General features: G+C 59.2%; 16 protein-coding genes. 13 read left to right on the plus strand and 3 right to left on the minus strand.

The features are described from left to right. Positions 1-21: 21 nt before the first annotated feature. Complete coding sequence (locus GSQ73_RS17870) at positions 22-222, minus strand: hypothetical protein (protein ID WP_174236087.1); 201 nt, start codon at positions 220-222, stop codon at positions 22-24. On the opposite strand from GSQ73_RS17870, the gene GSQ73_RS13760 reads away from it, so the two are divergent. From GSQ73_RS13760 to GSQ73_RS13790, 7 genes are all read left to right on the plus strand, one after another. Then, the gene (locus GSQ73_RS13760) at positions 200-1,453 is read left to right on the plus strand and encodes a histidine kinase (protein ID WP_254063410.1); all 1,254 of its coding nucleotides are present in this window, start codon (positions 200-202) and stop codon (positions 1,451-1,453) included. The genes GSQ73_RS17870 and GSQ73_RS13760 overlap by 23 nt on opposite strands. Beyond that, positions 1,450-2,214, plus strand: a complete 765-nt coding sequence (locus GSQ73_RS13765; protein ID WP_158884919.1) for a LytTR family DNA-binding domain-containing protein — start codon at positions 1,450-1,452, stop codon at positions 2,212-2,214. The genes GSQ73_RS13760 and GSQ73_RS13765 overlap by 4 nt, the downstream gene beginning before the upstream one ends. A 31-nt stretch (positions 2,215-2,245) precedes the next feature. Next, positions 2,246-2,635 carry a hypothetical protein gene (locus GSQ73_RS13770; RefSeq protein ID WP_158884921.1) on the plus strand — a complete coding sequence of 130 codons (390 nt, stop codon included), beginning with the start codon at positions 2,246-2,248 and terminating at the stop codon, positions 2,633-2,635. A 226-nt stretch (positions 2,636-2,861) separates the two neighbouring features. After that, the gene (locus tag GSQ73_RS13775) at positions 2,862-4,871 is read left to right on the plus strand and encodes a catalase (RefSeq protein WP_254063458.1); all 2,010 of its coding nucleotides are present in this window, start codon (positions 2,862-2,864) and stop codon (positions 4,869-4,871) included. Positions 4,872-4,955: 84 nt separating this feature from the next. Then, the gene (locus GSQ73_RS13780; RefSeq protein WP_158884925.1) at positions 4,956-5,462 is read left to right on the plus strand and encodes a cupin domain-containing protein; all 507 of its coding nucleotides are present in this window, start codon (positions 4,956-4,958) and stop codon (positions 5,460-5,462) included. 10 nt (positions 5,463-5,472) lie between these two features. After that, positions 5,473-5,667, plus strand: a complete 195-nt coding sequence (locus GSQ73_RS13785; RefSeq protein WP_158884927.1) for a hypothetical protein — start codon at positions 5,473-5,475, stop codon at positions 5,665-5,667. 44 nt (positions 5,668-5,711) lie between these two features. After that, positions 5,712-6,110 (plus strand): GFA family protein, encoded by a 399-nt coding sequence (locus tag GSQ73_RS13790; RefSeq protein ID WP_158884929.1) that lies wholly within the window; start codon positions 5,712-5,714, stop codon positions 6,108-6,110. A gap of 40 nt (positions 6,111-6,150) precedes the next feature. Here GSQ73_RS13790 and GSQ73_RS13795 read toward each other — a convergent pair whose 3' ends face one another. Both GSQ73_RS13795 and GSQ73_RS13800 read right to left on the minus strand, forming a co-directional pair. Beyond that, positions 6,151-6,417 (minus strand): hypothetical protein, encoded by a 267-nt coding sequence (locus GSQ73_RS13795; protein ID WP_158884931.1) that lies wholly within the window; start codon positions 6,415-6,417, stop codon positions 6,151-6,153. A gap of 121 nt (positions 6,418-6,538) precedes the next feature. Beyond that, positions 6,539-7,021, minus strand: coding sequence for a hypothetical protein (locus GSQ73_RS13800; protein ID WP_158884933.1), 483 nt, complete (start codon positions 7,019-7,021; stop codon positions 6,539-6,541). A 562-nt stretch (positions 7,022-7,583) separates the two neighbouring features. On the opposite strand from GSQ73_RS13800, the gene GSQ73_RS13805 reads away from it, so the two are divergent. The 6 genes from GSQ73_RS13805 (at position 7,584) to GSQ73_RS13830 (ending at position 16,845) form a co-directional block, all read left to right on the plus strand. Beyond that, positions 7,584-10,361, plus strand: a complete 2,778-nt coding sequence (locus tag GSQ73_RS13805) for a type I restriction-modification enzyme R subunit C-terminal domain-containing protein (RefSeq protein ID WP_158884935.1) — start codon at positions 7,584-7,586, stop codon at positions 10,359-10,361. Continuing rightward, positions 10,358-12,118, plus strand: a complete 1,761-nt coding sequence (locus GSQ73_RS13810; RefSeq protein ID WP_158884937.1) for a restriction endonuclease subunit S — start codon at positions 10,358-10,360, stop codon at positions 12,116-12,118. Before GSQ73_RS13805 ends, GSQ73_RS13810 begins: the two co-directional genes overlap by 4 nt. A 2-nt stretch (positions 12,119-12,120) precedes the next feature. Next, positions 12,121-13,815, plus strand: coding sequence for an ATP-binding protein (locus tag GSQ73_RS13815; protein ID WP_158884939.1), 1,695 nt, complete (start codon positions 12,121-12,123; stop codon positions 13,813-13,815). An 83-nt stretch (positions 13,816-13,898) separates the two neighbouring features. After that, positions 13,899-14,606: a hypothetical protein gene (locus tag GSQ73_RS13820; RefSeq protein WP_158884941.1), complete on the plus strand. Its 708-nt coding sequence runs from the start codon at positions 13,899-13,901 to the stop codon at positions 14,604-14,606. Then, positions 14,603-16,075, plus strand: a complete 1,473-nt coding sequence (locus GSQ73_RS13825; protein ID WP_158884943.1) for a class I SAM-dependent DNA methyltransferase — start codon at positions 14,603-14,605, stop codon at positions 16,073-16,075. The genes GSQ73_RS13820 and GSQ73_RS13825 overlap by 4 nt, the downstream gene beginning before the upstream one ends. 41 nt (positions 16,076-16,116) lie before the next feature. Beyond that, on the plus strand, positions 16,117-16,845 hold the full coding sequence (locus GSQ73_RS13830) for a DUF91 domain-containing protein (protein ID WP_216844783.1): 729 nt from the start codon (positions 16,117-16,119) through the stop codon (positions 16,843-16,845). Positions 16,846-16,963: the final 118 nt, after the last annotated feature.

Here is a 16,963-nt window from a genome sequence, read left to right on the forward strand (position 1 = left end):
TAGTGCATTCCCTGCCCGTTTTCAGACACCGCCGGAAGTCATGCTGTCGATGGCTTGTAATCGCCGGAGGAATGCGCGCTGTCTTCGCGCCGCGCTTGCCGTGTTTCGTCGCGCCATCCGGGTTTTCGTCGCAAAGGCCGTGAGCCCGGTGCCGCGGCTGGCTATGCTCGGCGTCACAGGAAACACACCGGGGACCATCGTGATCAAAAGCTTCTTCTTCATCGTGCGTATCGTGGTGGCGTGGTTCGCGTTGTTCCTGGTGATCGCCCTGTGCTTCAACGCGCTCGGCAGTCACAATCCCGCGCCGGTGTTTTTCGTCGGCTGCATCGCGATGGTGTTCGTGATCACCGGCGCCTTTTCGCACATGCGCCGGGTGCGGCTCATCGTCGGGCGCATCGACGAAGGCACGCTGGGCAATCGCCAGCGCCGGCAGATCGAGATGCCGTTCGAAGCCGGCGAGGCGTTCGACCTGCTCGACGCGGCGATCCGCGAACTGCCGCGAACCGAACACGTCGAGAGTTTTCGCGACAGCCTGCAAGTGCGTGCCCGCGTAAAGCGTCCCGACACTTACGGCCGTCACATGCTCGGCGCGTTCGATCCCAGCCGATGGATGGGCCACATGCGCAACCAGATCCTCGCCACCGTCACGCCCGGCGACGGCATCGGCAGCGTCACGCTGATCTGTGAGCCGGAAAGCGGCGCGTGGAGCGACTGGTTCCGCGTCGACGACGGCACCAACCTGGAAAACGCCGAGGCGATCACCCGCGCCATCACCCGCCGCGTCGCCGAACGCCGCCGCAACGAAACGAAGGCGAACGCGCAGACCGCGACCGAGAAAGAGCTCACCGTCGCCAAGCTCAGCCTGTTGCACGCGCAGGTCGAGCCGCACTTTCTCTACAACACGCTGGCCAGCGCGCAATACCTCACGCGCAGCAACCCGGCGCAGGCCGACGAGATGCTCGGCCACCTCATCACCTATCTGCGCCGCTCGCTGCCGAGCGTCGATGACACGCTCTCGATGCTCGGCGATGAACTCGAACGCGCACGCGCCTATCTGGAAATATTGAAACTTCGCATGGGCACGCGGCTCGGCCTGCAGATCGACGTGCCCGAAGCGCTGCGCATCACGCCGCTGCCGCCGATGATGTTGCAGACACTGGTGGAAAACGCGATCAAGCACGGGCTGGAGCCCAAGCCCGCCGGCGGCACCGTGTGGATCTTCGCGCGTCGCGACGACGACACCATCGCGATTACCGTGGCCGACGACGGCCAGGGCTTCGGCGATGCGAGCGGCGGCACCGGCATCGGCCTGAAGAACGTGCGCGAACGGCTGCGCCTGATGTACGACGGCGAAGCATCGCTCGCCGTCGTCGCCAACGTGCCGGCCGGCGTCGCCGCCACCATCACCGTACCGGTATCCACGAGGCCAGCATCCACGGGAATCATCGCGTGAGCCGCGCGGTCATCGCCGAAGACGAAGCCCTGCTGCGCAGCGCACTCGGTCGCCTGCTCGCCGAAACCTGGCCCGAGCTCGACGTCATCGCCGAGTGCGAGGACGGCGCCTCCGCACTGGAAGCCATCGCCGAATACAAACCCGACGTGGCCTTTCTGGACATCCGCATGCCCGGCCTCACCGGGCTCGAAGTCGCCACGGCGGCCATCGAATCCAGTCCTGCCACGCAGATCGTTTTCACCACCGCGTACGATCAATACGCCATCGATGCGTTCGATCGCGGCGCGGTCGATTACCTGCTCAAGCCGATCGTGCCCGAGCGACTGGCAGCCACCGTGCAACGACTCAAGGCCCGCGCCGCCAGCGGCATCCCTGCCGATATCGCGCAGACCCTGCGCCAACTCGCACAGGCCGCGACGCCGAGCGGACACGCGACGCCGCTGACCTGGATCACTGCCAGCGCCGGTCGCGAGACGCGGCTGATCATGGTCGACGACATCGTGTATTTCCGTGCCGACAACAAGTACACCGTCGCGGTGACGGCGGATGGCGAATCGCTGCTGCGCAAACCGATCCGCGAACTGCTCGACGAGCTCGACCCGAACACCTTCAAGCAGATTCACCGCTCCACCATCGTCAACCTGAAAGCCATCGCCGCGGTGATCCGCGACGACACCGGCAAGGGCACGCTGCGACTGAAGCAGCGACCGGAAACACTCACCGTCAGCCAGCCTTTCATGACGCTGTTTCGCCACATGTAGCGGCAGCGACTCATCACCCACGAGGCAGACCATGCACAAGCTCGTCACCCTGTTCTGTATCGCCGCCGCCCTCACCGGCTGCAACCGCCCTGATCGCACGATCGTGATGCGCAGCAATGCCAACGGCACCGATTCAATCAACAGCCGCGTCACCGTGTTCGGTTCGAAGTCGACCTTCGCATGCGTGGACAGCCGCAGCGGCCAATGCCACTACAGCGTGTTCGCGCACGCATGCACCGAAGTCGCGACATGCGATGAGTCGCCGGTGCTCGAGCTCATCGTGGCTGCAGGGCAGAAGCAAAGCGTCAACAGCCTGCCGACCGATTTCCAATTATGCGTGAACGCCGACGCCGCGCCGAAAAGCTCGCAGTGCCTTCATCCGGATGCCGCCGGCCAGCACGCCGTTGCGGCGACGCGTTGAGTCACGAGTCGCGCACGTATTCATCCCTCAGCGACAACCCGTTCACTCCGCGCAGCTCAGGATCGGAAGCGGTGCCTAACGCGTGCCTCTATCCCTTCATGCTCCGGAGCACGTCATGGCGAAAAAATCCAACCCGTCCCCCAAGGCCGTTGCGCGCAACGATTCGAAACATAACGATTCGAAGACGGATCGCGACACGCGCGGTCATGGCGACGAGCTGCAACAGATGGCGGGCGGCAGGCATCCCGCACTGACCACCAACCAGGGCACGCCACTCAGCGACAACCAGAATTCATTGCGCAGCACCGAGCGCGGCCCGACCCTGCTGGAGGATTTCATCCTCCGCGACAAGATCACCCACTTCGACCATGAGCGCATCCCCGAGCGCATCGTGCATGCGCGCGGTTCCGCAGCGCACGGCTTCTTCGAGCTCACAAAATCGCTGAAGAAATACACCACGGCGCGCGTGCTCACCGAAGTCGGCGAACGCACCGAGCTCTTCACGCGTTTCTCCACCGTCGCCGGCGGTTCCGGTTCGGTCGACACGCCACGCGACGTGCGCGGTTTCGCCGTGAAGCTCTACACGAAAGAAGGCATCTGGGATCTGGTCGGCAACAACATCCCGGTGTTCTTCATCCAGGATGCGATCAAGTTTCCCGACCTGATCCACGCGGTGAAGATGGAGCCCGATCGCGGTTTCCCGCAGGCGGCCACTGCGCACGACACGTTCTGGGATTTCATTTCGCTGACGCCCGAATCGATGCACATGATCATGTGGGCGATGAGCGACCGCACGATTCCGCGCTCGCTGCGCATGATCGAGGGCTTCGGCATTCACAGCTTCCGGCTGGTGAATGCGAACGGTGACTCGACCTTCGTGAAATTCCACTGGCGTCCCAAGCTCGGCCTGCAATCCACCGTGTGGGACGAAGCGGTGAAGATCGCCGGCGCCGATCCGGACTTCCATCGTCGCGATCTGTTCGAGGCGATCACCACCGGCAATTTCCCGGAGTGGGAACTGTCCGTGCAGCTCTTCACGCAAGAAGAAGCCGATCGCTTTCCATTCGATCATCTGGATTCGACCAAGCTGATCCCCGAGGAACTCGTGCCGCTCACCGTCATCGGGCGCATGGTGCTCGACCGCTGGCCGGACAACTTTTTCGCCGAAACCGAACAGGTCGCGTACTGCCCGTCGCACGTGGTGCCGGGCATCGATTTCTCCAACGATCCGCTGCTGCAGGGCCGGCTGTTTTCGTATCTCGACACGCAGCTTTCGCGCCTGGGTTCGCCCAACTTCCACCAGTTGCCGATCAACGCGCCGAAATGTCCGTTCGCCAATCAGCAGCGCGATGGCCACATGCAGATGCAGGTGCCGAAAGGCCGCGTGGCGTACGAGCCGAGCTCACTCGACCCCTCGTCGGCACGCGCCATACCGGCGGGTTTCCGCAGCTTTGCGGAACCTTCCGATGAAGGAAACAAGAGTCGCATCCGCGCCGAAAGTTTCGCCGATCACTACAGCCAGGCGCGACAGTTCTTCCGTAGCCAGACCACGCCCGAGCAGGCGCATATCGCCTCCGCACTGGTGTTCGAATTGTCGAAGGTGGAAACGGTGGCGGTACGCGAAGCGGTGGTCGGCCACTTGCGCAACATCGAGGAAGATCTCGCGCGCCGCGTCGCCGACGGCCTCGGCATGCCGAAGCTTCCTGCAGCACAGCCCAAGGCCGTCGCTGCGAAAGATCAGCCGGCGTCGCCCGCGTTGCAGATCATCGGCAAGATGAAAGACACCTTGAAGGGCCGCGCCGTCGGCATTCTGGTACACGACGATTCCGATGCCGCCGCGATCAAGGCCTTGCGCAAGGCGGCGGAAGCGGCCGGTGCCAGCGTCAAGATCGTCTGCCTGAAAGTCGGCGGCGCGAAACTCAGCGACGGCAAGCAACAACCGGCGGACGGCCAACTCGCCGGCACGCCCTCGGTGGTGTTCGACGCCGTCGCCGTGGTGCTCTCCGATGCAGCGGGCAAGTTGCTTGCGAAAGAAGCCGCCGCAGTGGATTTCGTGCGCGATGCATTTGGCCATTTGAAAGCCATCGCTGCCGATGCCGGCGCGCAGGTCGTGTTGAAGGCTGGCGGTATTGCCAAAGATGCCGGCGTCGTCGATGCAGGCGATGCCGCCGGTTTCATCAAGGCGGCCAAGACACGCCAGTGGGCACGCGAACCGAAAGTGCGAACGCTCGCCTGAACTACGACGCGCAACGCCTTCAAGGAGGCGTTGCGCTCACCGGCACCGCGAAACAGCCCTGGCCGAGTAGCGAAGGAAACACTCATGACACCCGAAGTGTTCAAGCTCTACCGGCACGACTGGGTACCGAACCATCCGCGCTTGCCCGCGCTGCTCTATCGCGACGTGTCTGACGCGCACGAGGGCGACGCCATGGCGTCCGCGTTCGAAAAAATGTTCCGCGACAACGGCTGGCCGCCGCAGTGGCGCGACGGCATTTACGACTATCACCACTACCATTCCACCGCGCACGAAGTGCTCGGCATTGCCGGCGGCGAAGCACGCGTGACGCTCGGTGGCCCAGGTGGGCACGACCTCTCGATTCGCCGCGGCGACGTACTGGTGTTGCCAGCCGGCACCGGCCATCGCAGGCTGCGCGCGAGCGATGATTTTCTGGTGGTCGGCGCGTATCCGCCCGATCAGGACTTCGACATCTGCCGCAAGGCGCCGACGGAAGAGATGCTCGAACGCATCGAGAAGCTGCCGTTTCCGGCGAGTGATCCGGTCAGCGGCGCGAATGGACCGCTGGTGAAGCTGTGGAAGAAACCATGAGGATCAAGCCTTGAACGCGACCATCTACGATCAATGCGCCCACCTGCCCTGCCAATGCTCGGTGCCACCCGGCCAGGATTACTGCAGCGATCATTGCCGCCAGCACGCGGCGACGGCTGCGGTCGATCCATCGTCTGCCGTTTGTCACTGCGAGCATCCGGAATGCACGGTCGGCATGGATGATCTGGAAAGCGGCGACGACTAGACTCGACGGCGACCATTGCAACGCCGTCAAAAGGGAAGCCACGCATGACCACGACACGAACCGCCAGCTGCCGATGCGGCGAACTCACCGTCACTTGCCGCGGTGAACCGGCACGCGTTTCCATCTGCCACTGCCTTGTCTGCAAACGGCGAAGCGGCAGCGAATTTTCGTGGAACGCGACGTGGGCAGAGGCCGATGTCGATGTGCACGGCGACTACCGGATGTACGACCGCATCTCGGAGGACAACCGCACCGTGTCGTACAAGTTCTGTCCGCGCTGCGGCAACACGCTCGTCTTCGCGCTGGAAGCCCGTCCCGGCATGCTCTCAATTCCAGCTGGCGCCTTCGCCGACCCCGGTTTCCCCGCACCTACCGTCGAGGTGTTCGGCGAACGCCGCAGCGCATGGTGCGACCTCCCAAGCGCCAACTTGCTGCAGGCATAACACGCGGGGCGCGTGATTCTTGGCCCCCCGCGCCGCGGCCTTACTCTTCCGGCGGCGGCTGCATTTTTTCCAGCACGTCCTCGAGTTCGGTGATCGTGGTTTCCAGCGCGTCGTGCAACTGGTTCTGCCGATCCATCAGCGCGGCGATTTTGTCCGCCTGCTTCAACTTCGACAACTCGCCGTCGTACAGCAGCCACGACGCCGTGAGCGTCTCCACGTTGTTCTTGGAGTAATGCCGCATCTCCTTCAGCTGCGCCAGCGTGTCGCCGATATGGTCGGCAGGCGTCTTGGCATGGTCGTCGGACATGGGGCGTTTCCTTGGGTGAATGTGGTGTGGAGCGTAGCCACGACCGTGCGAAATGCAGGTCAATACGTGAAGAGGCCCCGACGGTGCGGGGCCTCCGGTTCACGTGTCGGCAAGGTTTGAATCAGGCCGTTGGGGGAACGGGCGGCGGTGTAGTTGTTTTCGACGGGCCGCGCACAAAACGTGCTGCGAGTGCCTTGCGCGCCTCGTCCAGGCCCTGCCCTTTGCCGGCCACCTTGAAGGTCGCGTAGCCTTCCAGCCCGTTGGTCATCAAGTCGCTGCCGATCGCCATTTCCGTATCGACCCCACGTTGATGCAACTTGCCCAGGCGAATCAGGCGCGGACGCAATGCATCCAGCGCGGCGATATCGCGCTGATAGCCGGCGAGGTCGAAATTGCCCGGCAACACGCCCGGATTTTGAGCGAAAACGTGGCCCGCCTGCCGGCAGAACGCCTCGGACTTGTCGCCCATCTTGGTCAGCTCATGCCGCTGATCGGGTGTCAGCGCAATCAGCGAAACCAGCCCCGCCTCAAGTGTGGTCAGCGCCGCATCGATCGAGGCGAGCGCGTCAGCGTTGAAATCGAAGTCAAACAAGTTCTGACTCATGCATCTTCTCCTTAAGAATCCCTGTCATTGAAGCCAGCCACCATGGCCAGCGATTCAGCGTAGCTTGCCGACTACCGCGCAACCCGTTGGCTGGCATGGGAATTCCCGACCGGCGCGTGTAGGGCATCGCCGCGCGCGCATGCGATCCAAAGCCGGTGCGGCACGCTCCGACTCCATCCGCCGAGCAAAAAGACCCACGCTCCGCCGAAAAAGAGTCGGCGTCGGGGCTCGGAGAGCCATGCTTGGCTCTCGGAGAGCCAACGTTGGGACTAAAAGACCCAAGCGCCGCCGAAAAAGAGCCAGCGTCGGGGCTCGGAGAGCCATGCTTGGCTCTCCGAGAGCCAACGTTGAGACTAAAAGACCCACGCCTGGCTCTAAAAGACCCAAGCGCCGATGAAAAAGAGCCAGCGTTGGGACTCGGAGAGCCACGCTTGGCACTCGGAGAGTCAACGCTGGCTCTCGAAGAGCCAAGCTCGACATCCGGAGGCGACGCTGGGATTTTCTCAATCCGTGGCACAGGACTTACACTCGAACGGCTAATGGTTCGGTAAGGGGGAAATGGATGACACCGGAAGCAAGAGCCCGTGGGCTGATCGACAGCAAGCTGGAAGCAGCTGGTTGGGTCGTTCAAGACACCAAGCAGGCCAATCTTGGTGCCGCGTCGGGTGTTGCGGTGCGCGAGTACCCCACTGATAGCGGCCCAGCCGATTACCTCCTTTTTGTGGATCGCCAGCCACTCGGCGTCATCGAGGCGAAGCGCGATGAGGCCGGCGAGAATCTCACCTTCCACGAGGCCCAGACCGAGCGTTACGCCAGCGCCAAACTCAAATGGCGCAAGGACAGTCCGCCGCTGCGTTTCCTGTACGAGAGCACCGGACAAATCATCCACTTCACCGATGGTGGCGATCCGCGCCCGCGTGCCCGCGAAGTGTTCCAGTTCTTCCAGCCGCAGACGCTGGCCATGTGGGCGACGCAACCGGATACCCTGCATGGCCGCTTGGCTGAGCATATGCCGCCACTGCCCACGCAAAATCTCCGCGAGTGCCAGATCAGCGCTGTCACAGGCTTGGAAAAATCGCTCGCGATGGCCAAGCCGCGAGCGCTGATCCACATGGCGACGGGTGCCGGCAAGACGTTTACCGCAATCACATCGGTGTACCGCCTGCTGAAATTCGCCGGAGCCAAACGCATCCTGTTTCTGGTCGATACGCGCAACCTGGGCAAGCAAGCGCATCAGGAGTTCATGGCCTACTCGCCGCCGGACGACGGTCGCAAATTCACCGAGTTGTACAACGTGCAGCGCCTATCCAGCAGTCGCATCGACCCGCACGCGCAGGTGTGCATCTGCACTATCCAACGCATGTACTCGATCCTAAGTGGCGAGGAGATCGACGAATCAGCCGAAGACATTTCAGCCGGCGAGGTGCCACAAGTGGGTGCCGGCAAGCTGGTGCGCTATAACCCGGCCGTGCCAGTCGAGGAATTCGATTTCATCGTCATCGACGAGTGTCATCGCAGCATCTACAACCTTTGGAAACAGGTGCTGGATTACTTCGACGCGTTTTTGATCGGCCTCACCGCCACGCCGGACAACCGCACCTACGGTTTCTTCAAGGGCAACGTCGTGGCGGAGTACAGCTATGAACAGTCGGTGGTCGATGGCGTCAACGTGATGTACGACGTCTACGAGATCGAAACCGAGATCACCCGCGCGGGTGCCGAGCTGAAGGCAAAGGAATGGGTGGATCACCGCGAGCGTCAAACTCGCGCCAAGCGCTGGGCCGAGATTGAGGACGACACCACCTACAGCGGCAGAGAGCTGGACCGCTCGGTAGTCAACCCCGACCAGATTCGCCAAGTCATTCGTGCCATGAAAGCCGCCGTAGAAGGCACCATCTACCCCAACCGCAAGGAAGTGCCCAAGACGCTGATCTTTGCCAAGACTGATAGCCACGCCGACGACATCATCAAAGAAGTGCGCGAGGTCTACGGTGAAGGCAATGCATTCTGCAAGAAGGTCACGTACAAGGCCGACGAGGACCCGGACACCATCCTGTCCAACTTCCGCAATGAGTACTACCCGCGCATTGCCGTCACCGTGGACATGATCGCCACCGGTACCGATGTAAAGCCGCTGGAAGTATTGCTGTTCATGCGCGACGTGCGCAGCCGCGGTTACTACGAACAGATGAAGGGTCGCGGCGTGCGCAGCCTTGATGGCGAATCATTGAAGAAGGTGAGCAACAGTGCAGACGGTGCCAAGACGCACTTCGTGCTCATCGATGCGGTCGGCGTGGAGAAGTCGTTGAAGACTGAAAGTCGCCCGCTGGAAAAGAAACCGGGCGTGAGTCTCGACAGCCTGCTCAAGGGAATCGCCTTCGGCAACCGCGACGACGACAGCGTGCTCAGCCTCGGCAGCCGGCTGGTGCGATTGGCGAAGCAACTCGACGACAAGGCGCTCACGCGAATCAAGCAAACCGCGGGTGGTCTCGCGCTCAACGACATCGCTCGTGGACTGGTCCAAGCGGTCGACCCTGACCGCATTGCCGCCGATGCACTGGAAACAGCAAAGACCGCAGGCATCACTCGCAACGCCGAAACGCTCACCATTGATGAATTGACCAACGCTCGCCGGCAGCGCGTGAGCGCCGCCTGCAAGCCATTGGATGACAGCAAGCTGCGCGACCTGATCGAATCGGCACGGCGTGAACTTGAGCAGATCATCGATCACGTCAATCCGGACCAAGTTACCTTCAGCGGCTACAGCGCATTGGCGGAGAGTCAGGCGCAAGCCACCGTGCAGACGTTTGCCGATTACCTCAAAACGCACCGCGACGAGATCGCTGCGCTGGATTTTTTCTATCAGCAGCCCTATCAGCGCCGTCCTCTCACGTTCGACATGATCGACAACCTGCATGACGTGCTGTCGCGTCCGCCGCTGATGCTCACCACGGAACGGCTGTGGTCGGCCTATGCGCGTGTGCAGGCCAGCAAGGTCAGTGGCGCCAACGTGCGCCGTCAGCTCACCGACCTTGTTGCGCTGGTGCGTTTCGCACTTGGCATGGATGATGATCTGCGTCCGTTTGCCGACAGCGTGGACAAGCGATTCCAGGCGTGGATTTTCCGCCACAATGCGCAGCGCGCCACGTCCTTCACCGACGAACAGACTCAGTGGTTGCGATTGATCAAGGATCACATCGCCAGCAGCTGCTCCATCAGCCGCGAAGATTTCGACTATGCGCAGTTGGCGGACAAGGGCGGCTTGCAGAAGGCGTGGAATGTGTTCGGCGAGCAGCTCGATGGGCTGCTGCTGGAAATGAATGAGGAGTTGGTAGCTTGAGTTCCGTTGAAAGCGTTAAGAAGGTTGGCCCGGCAGGCTCATGCCTTGCGTCCATCGGAGACGTGATTGATCAGCGCATTTCTCAGTCAGGACCAGATACAGACTTTCTGTACCTCGACATCGGCAGCGTAGACAGAGAGACGAAACAACTGGTCAACCTAAAAACGGTTGCACTTCAGGAGGCGCCAAGTCGGGCAAAGCAGGTAGTAGCGGAGGCTGACGTGCTGGTTTCTATGACTAGGCCCAATTTGAATGCAGTAGCGATAGTGCCGCATTCGGCTCAAGGGGCGATCGCATCCACTGGGTTCCACGTGCTTCGCTCGCGGTGGGTTGACACAAAACTCCTTTTCTACCTAGTTCAGACTGACGCATTCGTCGAAGCCATGTGTGCGGTCGTACAGGGTGCGCTTTACCCAGCCGTTAGACCAAAAGATATTGATGGCTTTGAATTCCACCTCCCGCCTGCCGCCGAACAAACCCGTATAGTCGAAAAGCTCGAAGAGCTGCTGTCCGACCTCGATGCCGGCGTGGCCGAGTTGAAGGCAGCGCAGCGTAAGTTGGCGCAGTACCGCCAGTCGCTGTTGAAGGACGCGACGGAAGGCGCACTCACCGCCGACTGGCGCGCCGCTCGCGCGCAGATCGGCGAGTCGCAGGAAACCGGCACTGAACTGCTGAAACACATCCTCACCCAACGCCGCACCCGCTGGGAGGCCAGCCAACTCGCCAACTTCGCCGAGGAAGGCAAGACCCCGCCCAAGGGCTGGCAGGTCAAGTACAGGGAGCCGGTGGCACCAGATGCAGTCGATCTGCCGTCACTGCCGGACGGATGGGCTTGGGCGAGCGTAGACCAACTCTCATTTGTTGTCCGCGGCGCGTCGCCTAGGCCGGCGGGAGATCCGCGTTATTTTGGGGGCGCTATTCCCTGGATCACCGTTGGCTCACTCACAGCCGATGAGGGCATGTATCTCGATCAAGTTGATCAGTTCGTCACGTCTGCCGGAAGGGACGCCAGCAGATATATAGAGCCCGGCACGCTCCTCCTTACAAATAGCGGAGCAACACTTGGTGTACCTAAGATCACACGGATCGGTGGTTGCATCAACGACGGCTTGGTCGCGCTTCTTGATGTTTGTGATCCATTCAAAATCTATCTCTACTGGTACCTGCGCACGCAAACCAAACGACTGCGCGCGTTGAATCAAGGTGCCGCACAACCGAATCTCAACACCGCTATCGTCAAGAAGATCTGCGTGCCGATCTGCGGTAACGTGGAAATGGCGCTCATCAATTCTCTCTTGGATGCGACTGTCGAGGCCGTTGAATTACAGAGAGTGTCGATAGAAGGTGGCATCTCCCGATCCAACGCCCAACGCAAAAACATCCTGAAGGCCGCATTCGCCGGCCAGCTGGTGCCGCAAGATCCCGGCGACGAACCGGCCAGCGTTCTACTGGAGCGCATCTGCGCCGATCGTGCAACGTGGAGGAATCAGCCAAAGGCGCCCAAGATAAAGAAGCAAAAGGAGATCGCTAACGTTATGAGCAAGCTGATTGATGTGCTCGCCGAAGCGGATGATTGGCTTCGAGCACAGGAAGCATTTCGCCGCTGTGGTGCAGCTGATGGGGCGCAGACTTCGCAGATCGAGCCTCTATACGCAGAACTGCGTGACCTCCATAAAGCAGGGCGCTTGGAGGTCAAGTCAGAAGAAGATGCTGAAGGCCGAAAGTTAGGAGACCTGCTTAAACTGCGGACAATCTGACGATGAAACTTGACAAGCTCACTATAGGAAGCTTGACCGATAGCCCCAAGCATCAGTTCAAGAACCTAAAGAACGTCACCATAGACTTCGACCAAGGCCATTGGGTGACGGTGGTTATCGGATGGAATGGCACGGGCAAGTCGAACGTGCTTGAGGCGTTGGCCATCATCTTCCGCGACCTAATCGCTGAGCAGCCGATACCAGAGTTCGCGTTCCAACTCGCTTATCGCATGGGCAGCGGCGACACCACCCTGCACATTCATATTGATGCCGATCCCGATCGTGAAAGCGAGCGTTACATCATTCACGTCGCCACAAATGAACAAGTTCAAGAAGCTAAGCGTAATCACGCGGTAGACCATGGGAACTCGGTCGGGAAGCAGCCATTCGGTGAAAAGATCAAACTGAGTGTCTTTCTAAAAGCTGAGTCCGAGCATCTTCCACGCTACGTCTTTAGCTACTACTCGGGCGAGAGCACGCGTATGCGTGAGATCTTCCTCCCTTATCTGAAGGACTACTACGAGGACCTGCTCAAGTCTAAGAAAGATCCGGCACCCAAGCGGTTGTTCTACGCGCTCCCGGTTCATAGTCAATTTGTACTTCTTGCATTCCTTATCAGACCCGATCAAATGGTAAAAGACTTCCTTTTTGATCAACTAGGTATCGACCCCGAAGGAGGGGTCGAGTCCGTCTTGTTCGTACTTCGCAAACCACCGTGGAAGTCTACCGACGGGGACCCCCGCTTCTGGTTTGCACGAGGATTGGTACAGCGATTCTTGGACCGATTGATGCGGGTCGCGCTAGCACCGATCTCAATCAAACGAGCTGCGCCAAAGTCTATTTGGAACAAGAACGGGAGCAGGCACGAATACAAATACCTCTACGTGAAGGACATCGACTCGCTGAGAGATCTTGTTGGTGATCAGAGCCCTAATGAATTCTTTCGCGATTTAGAGAGCACCTACGTATCTGAACTTATCGAGGAAGTTCGAATTCATGTGCGTCTGAACAAAAATGATGGGAGCGTGACATTTCGGGAATTAAGCGAGGGCGAACAGCAATTGCTCACAGTGCTTGGCTTGTTGCGGTTCACTGCCAAAGAAGAAAGTCTCTTCTTACTCGATGAGCCGGACACCCATCTCAATCCCCGTTGGTGCGTCAATTTTCTAAGCTATCTGAGTACTTTTGTAGGCCAGAGTGGGGACGCGAAACAGAATAGTCATATTTTGCTGACTACTCACAATCCACTGGCCATTGCGGAGCTTGAGAAGGAACAAGTCCAGATTCTTTATCGCAATGTTGACACTGGCACTGTGCACGCCGAGAACCCATCATTAGATCCTAAAGGAATGGGCTTTGCGGGCATCGTGACAAGTGACATGTTTGGTCTTGGCTCGAGTCTGGACAAAGCAACTAATGACGAGTTGCTCGAACTGCATGAACTATCTACAAAGAAGCAGACATCGCTAGATGAAACTGATCGAGCTCGGCTCGTAGAAATTCGTGAGCGTTTGGAAGGGCTGGACTTTAATTTCGCATCCCGCGATCGACTGGAACAAGAATATTTGAGGGCAAGATTCGACCTGGCGGCGGATGATCCGTTTGATGAAGCGATTCTTACGCCCGAAAATAAGCAAAAGGCCCTTGACGCCTTAGTGCTTAGCCTTCTTGGAAATTTGCGGGAGCGGGAACGTTGAGACTTATTGCTATTCCACTACCGCCAAATCTACCAGTAAGGTGGACAAAAATTCATACAAAAAGGGTTGCAGCCTTAGGCGCAATGACCACACAAAAGCAGCGATCAAGCTATCTGAAGAAACACGGTAGTTGGGGACGACTCAAGAAATGGCTATCGAATGCCAGCGGATACAAGTGTTGGTATTGCGAAGCAAAAAGCACACGCGCCTCGTTCGACGTCGACCACTTTCGACCCAAGCTTGGGGTTACAGTAAACGGCGTCCTTTTAGAGGGGCATGCGGGTTACTACTGGCTTGCCTACGAATGGTCGAATTTTCGTCTTGCTTGCCAACGGTGCAATCGTCCAGAGAACAGCGAAACAGACAATTTGCACGGCAAGGCCAACGAATTCCCAATTCAAGATGAAGCTCACCGATGCAAGAGTTCAGCGGGGCTTCTTGCCTCCGAGTTACCCAAGCTATTGGACCCTTGTCTGCAGGCGGACTGTGCCTTGTTGGCGGACGGCATTGATGGAGAGGTGAAGCCTGCAGCCTCGATTGGCACTTGGGAGTTCGAACGCGCGAAATACACGATCGAGCGCCTTGGTTTTAATGAGTGGAATACGCCGGAGAGCAAGCGAAGTGCGTGGCAAACACTAGCTCTTTTGATTGCCGCTGTTGGGATGAACACCAATCAAGATGTCATTGATGAGCTAAAAAAGTACCTTTCTAACGATCACGAGTACTCAAGTTTCTATCGGTCGGCTATTGGCACGCACCGAGACAAAGCTTGGGTGGAGGCTCTTCTGTGAACTCAAGCGTCCTTGTCCAGAAGCTCTGGAATTTCTGCAATACCTTGCGCGACGACGGCGTGGGTTATGGCGACTATCTGGAACAGCTGACCTACCTGCTGTTCCTGAAGCTGGCGCACGAGTACGCGCAGCCTCCGCACAGCCGCGACACGCACGTTCCACGCAGCTGCGACTGGAACAGCCTGAAGGCCAAGACCGGCGAGCCGCTGGAAGCGCACTACCTGACCGTATTGCGCAAGCTCGGCGAGGAGCCGGGCATGCTAGGCGCGATCTTCTTCAAGGCGCAGAACAAGATCCAGGACCCGGCCAAGCTGGCGCGTCTGGTGCAGATGATTGATGCGGAAAACTGGCTGAGCCTGGAGACCGACGTCAAGGGCGACCTGTACGAAGGCTTGCTGCAGAAGAATGCCGAGGACACCAAGAGCGGCGCCGGCCAGTACTTCACCCCGCGCGCGCTGATCCAGGCGATGGTGGAGTGCGTGCAGCCGGAGCCGATGAAAACAGTGGCCGATCCCGCATGCGGTACTGGCGGCTTCTTTCTTGGCGTGCACGAGTGGCTGACCCGCGACGGCGTCACCTTGAACAAAGCGCAGGCGAAGTTCCTGCGGCATGAGGCCTTCTACGGCAATGAAATTGTCGCCAGCACGCGCCGCATGTGCCTGATGAATCTGTTCCTGCACAACATCGGCGAGCTCGACGGCGCGCCCACGGTGGATCGCGCCGACGCTCTGATCAGCGAGCCCATAAAAACCTTCGATTACGTGCTGGCCAACCCGCCCTTCGGCAAGAAGAGCAGCATGACCATCACCAACGAAGACGGCGAGGACAACCGCGACGCACTGACCTACGAGCGTCAAGACTTCTGGCAGACCACGTCCAATAAGCAGCTCAACTTCCTGCAGCACATCGTCGCGATGCTCAAGACGACTGGCCAGGCTGCGGTAGTGCTTCCCGACAACGTGCTGTTCGAAGGCGGCGCCGGCGAAAAGATTAGGCGCAAGCTGCTGGAAACCTGTGACGTGCACACCCTGCTGCGCCTTCCCACCGGCATTTTCTACGCGCAAGGCGTGAAGGCGAACGTGGTGTTCTTCGATGCCAAACCGAAAGACGGCAAGGTGCACACCAAGGGTGTGTGGATCTATGACCTGCGTACCAATAAACACTTCACTCTGAAAACTCGCACGCTGAAGCGTGACGATCTGCAGGACTTCATCGATTGCTACCGGCCCGCCAATCGAAACAAGCGCAAGGAGTCGGAGCGATTCAAATATTTCGACTACAAAACACTGACCGCCCGCGACAAAGCCAGCCTCGACATCTTCTGGCTCAAAGACGACAGCCTCGACAATCTCGATGACTTGCCTCCACCGGATGTATTGGCGCAGGAGATCGTCGACCATTTGGAAGCTGCACTCGCTTCGTTCCGAGATGTCGCTGCTGCGCTACCCCGGTCTGCAGAAATAGAATGAAATGATTTTTCGAAAACCGTCAGCGACGAAGGGTGCCGAGCATGAGTGATATCCAGCTTTTTCAGCTTGACGCGGGTAAGGCCAGCGAGTTGAAGGGTTATGCGTCCGATCTAGAAAGACCGCTGCAGACGCTGATCGAAATCAATCTGGATACCCTGCTTGGCATTCGCTTCCTCGCCAGCGAATACTCCACTGGCAAGACTCACGGCGGTCGCATCGATTCGCTAGGACTGGATGAAAACCATTGCCCGGTAATCCTGGAATACAAACGCTCCACTGGTGAGAACGTGATCAACCAGGGCTTGTATTATCTCGACTGGCTGATGGATCACCAAGCTGAGTTCAAGCTTCTGGTGATGAAACATCTTGGCGATATTGCGGCGGATCTGATTGACTGGAGCGCTCCACGCTTGGTCTGCATCGCTGCGGATTTCACCCGCTACGACGGTCACGCTGTGCAGCAAATCAGCAGGAATATCGAGTTAGTCCGCTACCGTCGTTTTGGCGATGCGTTGCTGTTGCTTGAACTTGTCAACGCAAGCAGCAGTCCGACGAAAGCCGCAGCCAGACCAACAAAAACGGCTGCCCCTCCTCCTACCACCGGCGTTGCTTCAGTCAAGAGCGGAGGCGATAAAAGTTACGCCGAGTGGTTGATCAGCCTGCCGCCGAACTTAAAAGATCTGTTGACGTCCATGGAGGATCACATCGGTTCACTGGGCGATGATGTGCAGCGAAATGAGCTGAAGCTATATGTAGCCTTCAGCGCTTGAAAAATTTCGCCACGATAGTGCCGCAGAAAAGTCGATTGCTACTCTTTCTCCATCTGAACCCAGACAAGCTCGCTCCGCTTCCATCTAACGCACGTGATGCGCGAACGTTCGGTCATTG

Source organism: Rhodanobacter sp. L36 (genome assembly GCF_009765755.1).
Classification (GTDB): domain Bacteria; phylum Pseudomonadota; class Gammaproteobacteria; order Xanthomonadales; family Rhodanobacteraceae; genus Rhodanobacter.

What these genes read in the sequence shown, in the direction of transcription:
- GSQ73_RS13830 (WP_216844783.1), top strand. Translation starts at nt 16,117, where the DNA reads ATGAGTGATATCCAGCTTTTTCAGCTTGACGCGGGTAAGGCCAGCGAG.
- GSQ73_RS13795 (WP_158884931.1), bottom strand. Translation starts at nt 6,417, where the DNA reads ATGTCCGACGACCATGCCAAGACGCCTGCCGACCATATCGGCGACACG.
- GSQ73_RS13790 (WP_158884929.1), top strand. Translation starts at nt 5,712, where the DNA reads ATGACCACGACACGAACCGCCAGCTGCCGATGCGGCGAACTCACCGTC.
- GSQ73_RS17870 (WP_174236087.1), bottom strand. Translation starts at nt 222, where the DNA reads ATGAAGAAGAAGCTTTTGATCACGATGGTCCCCGGTGTGTTTCCTGTG.
- GSQ73_RS13770 (WP_158884921.1), top strand. Translation starts at nt 2,246, where the DNA reads ATGCACAAGCTCGTCACCCTGTTCTGTATCGCCGCCGCCCTCACCGGC.
- GSQ73_RS13780 (WP_158884925.1), top strand. Translation starts at nt 4,956, where the DNA reads ATGACACCCGAAGTGTTCAAGCTCTACCGGCACGACTGGGTACCGAAC.
- GSQ73_RS13815 (WP_158884939.1), top strand. Translation starts at nt 12,121, where the DNA reads ATGAAACTTGACAAGCTCACTATAGGAAGCTTGACCGATAGCCCCAAG.
- GSQ73_RS13820 (WP_158884941.1), top strand. Translation starts at nt 13,899, where the DNA reads ATGACCACACAAAAGCAGCGATCAAGCTATCTGAAGAAACACGGTAGT.
- GSQ73_RS13805 (WP_158884935.1), top strand. Translation starts at nt 7,584, where the DNA reads ATGACACCGGAAGCAAGAGCCCGTGGGCTGATCGACAGCAAGCTGGAA.
- GSQ73_RS13775 (WP_254063458.1), top strand. Translation starts at nt 2,862, where the DNA reads ATGGCGGGCGGCAGGCATCCCGCACTGACCACCAACCAGGGCACGCCA.
- GSQ73_RS13800 (WP_158884933.1), bottom strand. Translation starts at nt 7,021, where the DNA reads ATGAGTCAGAACTTGTTTGACTTCGATTTCAACGCTGACGCGCTCGCC.